Below are 6672 nucleotides of genomic sequence, written 5' to 3'. Positions count from 1 at the left end.
ATCACGGGTTGGCTTGCTTTATTTTTCACTTATTTTAAGGTGTCTAACAAAACTTCAAGTGAGAAGGGGGGCTAACGTTTGTCTGATGGAAGACTGACCCTAGTTTGTTTATTTACTTTTACCTTCTTGTTTTGCTTTCTGTTCTTCTTCCTGTTTTTTCTCTTCAATGTCTTTCTTAACTTCAGTTCTTTTCTGCTCTTGTTGTTTTTCTTGATCTTCCATTTTTTTATAACGTTCTTTTTGTCTAAAACCATACGTACTTTCTAATATGAGTTCTTCATTGTTTAAACCAGCGCCAATTGCACCTGCAACTGTCGATATGGACGTAGCAAACCAAGCAAGATTTATATAGGTGCTTAACGTTGCGGAACCACCCATTTGAAGCGTTTGCCCTAGATATCCTGACGGTAACACTACAAGTGTAGCGATTAAGAACAAGAAGAATAATATTATATAATAAATTATCAGTGAAATAGTTAAGGTTAGCACTGTCGTCAAATTATATAACATTGTAACGCTTTTATTTCTACTCTCCTTTTTTGATTCCCATAAATGGTGCGCTACAATAATCCAAAACATCATGCCAAAAATGGCGACTAACATCATAAGTAACATGCGCCAAGATGAATAAACATAACTTAAATTCCACATCGTAGTAAAAACGATACCGAAAGCGCCAGTAGTGAATGCGATGGCTACAACATTACTTAAGCTGCTCAGCATGTTTAAGGGATTGTTTGCAAATGTCATACCACTGATTAAACGAAACGAACCTTTTGTATTAGATGAAACAAAATAATGAGTATGTTTGGAATTTGTGTCTTCCAAATATTCTGTGCGTGATTTTAAAGTTGAAAGTGGGAATTGTGATTTTAATTTTTCTTGACTGCTTTTGTCGTTATTATTATTATTATTTATTTGTAAATTGTGTGAGTGCTGTATACTCACAGTTTCAATAATACCTACAATCGATTTTTGTATACGCTTTTGGACTGGTCGCCAGCCATAGGAAGGTATAGAAATTAAACTGGCACCATTACTTTTATTAATATCAAAAGCGATAACATTATTTTCTTTAATAATAGGGAGGTCTGTAAGTCCTATAGTGTAGTGCCAATTATTATTATTTTGATAGTTGGCTATTTTCTCGAATATTTCTTTCGCAGTTTCTGCAGAACCAGTTAGGGGATCAACAACTGTATGGATTTTCCATTCAATATCTTGAACAAAATAATTTGCTAATATGTCTGGCAAACTATTTTCAAGATTGTGAGCGATTTTTTCCGTTATTCCTGGTGCCGCTACTAATCCGATTGCAATCGTTCTATTTGTCATTGGAATCCTCCTCACTGTGAGATAGTTTTTTACCATTATTGTAATCTAACGCTTGATTAGAACTATAAGTTTTATCATCGTCTTGTTCTAATTCTTTATATCTATAATATTGTCTGAATGAATAAGTTACACGTTTGATTTTTTCAGCATTTTCAACTGTTGAGCCCATAGCACCGGCTAAAATACCCAATGATGTTATAAACCAAATAAGATTAATATAATTGACGAAAGTTGGTTGTTTTTCATTCAATGAGGTCCAGCTAGAAAATATTTCTGGTGGTACAAATAATAATGTACTTATTGTGAGTAATATAAATAACGCAGCAAAGTTAAAAACTGTAATAGCGAATAACGTAGTTAACGTCGTGAAATTGTAAATAAAACGATATGATTTTTGGGTTTTTGGATTTGGACGTTCCCATAAATTATATGAATATATTAGCCATGCGACCATGCCAGCTACAGATAATAACATGAGTAGAATAAAGCGCCAGTACTCATAGTCTAAGCTCAAATCCCAAGGTGTTGAGAAGATAGCGATATAGGTACCGGTTGCAAAAGATACTGAAATAATCTTTTTAAAATCTAAAATAGCAGACCAAGGTTCATTAGCAAAAGTCATGCCTATGATTAAATGAAGCCAACCTAAAAATGAAGAATTTGAAACAATACGTTTTCTATTACTTTGTTTGTTATCTTCGTTTGGTATAACTTCATTGAATTTTGTTAATTTAAAATACTTTGATTTCAAAAGGTTTTTATCTGTACCAGAACTAAAAAAGTATTGAACTATAAATGTTATGAAATGGCGTAGTTTATTTTTTAAATTCACAGCACCTAATGCGGGAACAGATAGTAATGCTGTTTTGTCGTCTAGGTTGATATCACAAACCACAGTTTTATTATTAGATAAGCTAGGCAAATCCGTTATACAAATTGTGTAGTCCCAATCCTTTTGTTTTTTTATATTCGATGCGATATCTAATGCTTTATCCATATGTTCAGCAGTCCCAACCATTGAAGCCACATGTGTTTCAAATTCCCAATTCGTTTTATCATCTACATGGGTTTGAATATCATCGGCTAGATAATCGGAAATCTTATTTATAAGTTTATGTGGCATGTCAGGTGAAGGAATTAAACCTATCGTTATATTTGTCATTACATCCCTCCTTTATAAATGGTGTGTGAAATATTTAGATTCATATTTTAATTCCCGTTCACTAAGAAAATTAATCATTGTTGGTTTGTTTGTAACTTTTTATTAGTGGTAAACAATAATTAAGACGATTGATAGATTATAACGTAGGAGGTTGAAGTTAATGCCTTGGACAATGAATGATTACCCACAAAGTTGGAAAAATATGGAAAAATTAGAACTTAAAAAAGCGATAGATATTGGAAACGCCATGCTTAAAGATGGTTATAAAGAAGATAGAGCAATTCCAATTGCAACGAAACAAGCAGAATCTTGGTATAAAGACGCTTCTAAAAAAGAATTAGACGAATTGAAAAACAAGAAAATAACTAAACATGAAAAAGATGATTCGGCGAATCCTCAATTAAATAATAAAGATGTTCACGTTTATTATGAAGATGACAAGTGGAAGATAAAAACAGACGGTGCAAAACAAGCTTCCGATAGTTTTGATAAGAAAGAGGATGCAATGAAACGTGCACGCAACATCGCTGATAACAGATCGACAGAAGTTAGAGAACACAAAAAAGATGAATAGCATTCAAATATTCAGTTGTCCCATGAAATAATAAAATATAAAGAAAGAAGACTCGGGACGTTATTATTAATTATCAAGAGTACTATTCCGTTAAACTGTAATGGAATGGTACTTTTTATTTTTAATATATTATTTTCGTTTGAAAAATGCCGACAAAATCGGAGACTTTGCAGAGACTCTGAAATAACGTTCAGGGTGTGTTAATTTTTAAGATTCAGCGATGTATATTTTAAGTTTTAATATAAAAACAACGATTTTTAAAAAGTGTAGTTTATCATATTTGAACTATCTTTTTATTTAGATAATATATAGAAATTAGCTATAATGTAGTTTAAGTAGATTTTTTGGGAGGAACGAAATATGTACATTGAACGTAAGCCTTCGCTAAATATAGACGATTTGAAAGAAGAATTTAGAGAGAGTATAAAACATATCAATAATCAAGAAGATGCATTTGATATGGTAATAGGGTTTGTTGCCTTAGAACAGTTATACTCGTCAGCGCTTAAGGAAATTAGTACTAAGTTAGATATTTTAGATGACAATTTTCAACAAATGTATAAACACAACCCAATTCATCATATGGAACGTCGCGTTAAAGAAATGAGAAGCTTAATTAAAAAATTAAATCGCAAGGGATTCGAGATAAGCACAGAGTCAGCCAGAGAAAATATATTAGATATCGCAGGTATTAGAGTGATTTGTAACTATATAGATGATATTTATGTGATAGAAGAGTTATTACTCAAACAAGGAGATGTAAAGCTCTTGAAACGTAAAGACTATATTGGAAACCCTAAAGATAATGGATATCGTAGCCTACATATCGTTGTAGCCATTCCAGTATTTTTAGCTAATTCAGTAGAAACTGTGCCAGTAGAAATTCAAATTAGAACAATTGGTATGGATATGTGGGCAAGCTTAGAGCATCAAATACGTTACAAAAACACTGAAAATACTGAGAACTATAGAACTGTATTAAAGCAATGCGCCAACGAAATAACGACGGTAGAAAGTAAAATGCAAAATATATATTCTGAAGTATTTGATAATTAAATAAGACTATATTAAAGTTGAAATATTAATATGTTACGGCTAGGAAGCGAGTGCCTTAAGCTTCAGCAATCTTGATGTTTCAACTTTTTTATAAAAGTAAAATAAAAATAATTACCGACATGACAGGTTCAAGACCTGGCATGTCGGTTTTTTAAGTTGCAAAAAATAAAAATATAAATTGCAAGCGCTTGCAAATACTGAAGTTGTGTATTACCATACCTGTATACAAGTATATCGTATTGATAAAAAGAGGTGATGTCATCATGAATTATAAGTATCCGGAACAATGGCTAGAGGGTGTTTCGAAAGGTGAAATGATAGCTGCAGAGATTCGGTTAAGAATAGTCGAGGGCAAGATAACGCCAGATACGTTATTGACGGAGAATCAAATTGCTAAAGAATTTAATGTTAGTCGATCACCAGTTAGGGACGCATTTAAATTATTAAAGCAAGATCAATTGATACATTTAGAAAGAATGGGCGCAGAAGTGTTACCTTTTGATGATAATGAGAAAAAAGAACTTTATGATTTAAGAATAATGTTGGAATCATTTGCTTTTAGTAGAATCAAAACTTTGAATAATGAACAAATTGTCAAAGAATTACGTAAACAATTAGAAATGATGAAAGTGGCAGTTAAATTCGAAGATGCAGAGGCATTTACTGAACATGATATGAAATTTCATGAAGTAACGATACTCGCTTCAAAGCACCAATACTTAAAAACCTTTTGGAATAACTTAAGGCCGGTAATGGAAGCGCTGATATTATTATCAATGCGTACACGTATGAACGACAATCCAGAAGACTTTGAACGTATTCATCACAACCATGAAGTGTTTATAGAAGCTATTGCGAATCAAGATGCTGCAAAACTTAGAGAAGCATTCCATCTCAACTTTGATGATGTTGGTGAGGATGTTGACAGTTTCTGGTTAAATTAATATTTTAAACCGGTAAAGAAGTAGGAGGAAAAGTCATGAAATACATGATTGGTGTCGATATAGGCACAACGAGTACGAAGTCAGTACTCTACGACGAAAAAGGTCAATTTATAATGAAACACAACATTGGCTATCCATTGCATACACCCAATGTTGAAACTTCTGAAGAAAACCCAGACGAGTTATTTGATGCAGTGTTAATGACAGTTAAATATGTAATGAGAGAAGCTAATATTGCTAAAAAAGATCTTAAATTAATCTCATTTAGTGCTCAGATGCACAGTTTGATAGCAATGGATGCGAGTAACCAACGATTAACTGAAAATTTAACTTGGGCAGATAATCGCGCAAGCCAATATGCTGAACAGATTAAAAATGAACATAATGGTAATGAAATTTATCAGAGAACTGGCACGCCAATTCATCCTATGTCCCCATTAGCTAAAATATTTTGGATGAAACACGAACAACAAGAAATTTACAATCAAACTGCTACTTTTGCTGATATTAAGACATATATTTTCTATCAATTATTTGAGCAATTTGTTATAGACCAATCTATGGCATCGTCTACAGGGATGCTGAATTTAGAAACATTAGCTTGGGATAAAGAAGCGCTGGAATTGTTAGGTATTGAAGAAACACAATTACCAGAAGTTGTACCAACAACACACGTATTAAAAGGTATGAAACATCGCTATGCAAGCTTGATGGGCATAGATGAAAATACACCGATTGTCGTTGGTGCTAGTGATGGTGTGCTTTCCAATTTAGGTGTAAATGCATTTAAAAAAGGTGAAGTCGCTGTGACGATAGGAACGTCAGGAGCGATAAGAACCGTGATAGATAAACCACGTACAGATTATAAAGGACGTATCTTCTGTTATGTGTTAACTGAAGATCATTATGTGATAGGAGGTCCCGTAAACAATGGAGGTGTCGTATTACGTTGGCTTCGTGATGAATTATTAGCTAGTGAAGTAGAGACTGCCAAACGTTTAGGCGTCGATCCATATGACGTGTTAACTAAAATTGCTAACCGAGTTAAACCAGGTGCAGAAGGATTGATTTTCCATCCATATCTCGCGGGTGAACGTGCCCCATTATGGAACGCAGATGCTAGAGGTTCATTTTTTGGATTAACACTAACTCACAAAAAAGAACATATGATTCGTGCTGCATTAGAAGGTGTACTTTATAATCTGTATACTGTTTATCTTGCGCTAATCGAAGTAATGGATGAAACGCCATCCACGATTAAAGCAACAGGTGGTTTTGCGAAAAGTGAAGTGTGGCGTCAAATGATGGCAGATATTTTTGATACCAATTTAATTGTACCTGAAAGTTATGAAAGTTCTTGTTTAGGTGCATGTGTATTAGGAATGAAAGCACTTGGAGAGATTGATGATTTTTCTATTATTGAAGAAATGGTTGGTACTACAAATGAACATAAACCAAACCAAGATAATGTGAAAGTGTATCAACAACTTATTTCTATATTTATCAACTTAAGTCGTTCATTAGAGGAGCGCTACACAGAAATTGCAACATTCCAACGTGAACATATGACGGATGACAAATCATAGTAAGGATATATAGAT

Annotated in this window: 6 protein-coding genes; 4 read left to right on the top strand and 2 right to left on the bottom strand. The window is 33.2% G+C overall.

Going from position 1 to position 6672, the window contains the following annotated elements; genetic code table 11:
- Positions 1–108: 108 nt before the first annotated feature.
- Together M4L39_RS12705 and M4L39_RS12700 are read right to left on the bottom strand one after the other, a co-directional pair.
- A complete protein-coding gene (locus tag M4L39_RS12705; RefSeq protein ID WP_277582341.1) occupies positions 109–1335 on the bottom strand; it encodes a 5,10-methylene-tetrahydrofolate dehydrogenase in 1227 nt (408 codons plus the stop codon).
- Complete coding sequence (locus M4L39_RS12700) at positions 1325–2497, bottom strand: hypothetical protein (protein WP_277582340.1); 1173 nt, start codon at positions 2495–2497, stop codon at positions 1325–1327. The genes M4L39_RS12705 and M4L39_RS12700 overlap by 11 nt, the downstream gene beginning before the upstream one ends.
- Positions 2498–2657: 160 nt before the next feature.
- Between M4L39_RS12700 and M4L39_RS12695 the strand changes: the two genes are divergently transcribed.
- The 4 genes from M4L39_RS12695 (at position 2658) to gntK (ending at position 6657) form a co-directional block, all read left to right on the top strand.
- A complete protein-coding gene (locus M4L39_RS12695; protein WP_277582339.1) occupies positions 2658–3071 on the top strand; it encodes a DUF2188 domain-containing protein in 414 nt (137 codons plus the stop codon).
- Positions 3072–3431: 360 nt separating this feature from the next.
- Positions 3432–4127 carry a GTP pyrophosphokinase gene (locus M4L39_RS12690; protein ID WP_277582338.1) on the top strand — a complete coding sequence of 232 codons (696 nt, stop codon included), beginning with the start codon at positions 3432–3434 and terminating at the stop codon, positions 4125–4127.
- Positions 4128–4390: 263 nt separating this feature from the next.
- Complete coding sequence (locus M4L39_RS12685; RefSeq protein WP_277582337.1) at positions 4391–5071, top strand: GntR family transcriptional regulator; 681 nt, start codon at positions 4391–4393, stop codon at positions 5069–5071.
- A 35-nt stretch (positions 5072–5106) separates the two neighbouring features.
- Positions 5107–6657 (top strand): gluconokinase, encoded by a 1551-nt coding sequence (gntK, locus tag M4L39_RS12680; RefSeq protein WP_277582336.1) that lies wholly within the window; start codon positions 5107–5109, stop codon positions 6655–6657.
- Positions 6658–6672: the final 15 nt, after the last annotated feature.

Origin of the sequence: Staphylococcus equorum, assembly GCF_029531845.1 — a bacterium.
GTDB lineage: Bacteria > Bacillota > Bacilli > Staphylococcales > Staphylococcaceae > Staphylococcus > Staphylococcus equorum_C.
The sequence above is the reverse complement of the archived record's forward strand: the minus strand, read 5'-3'. Positions and strand labels throughout refer to the sequence as shown.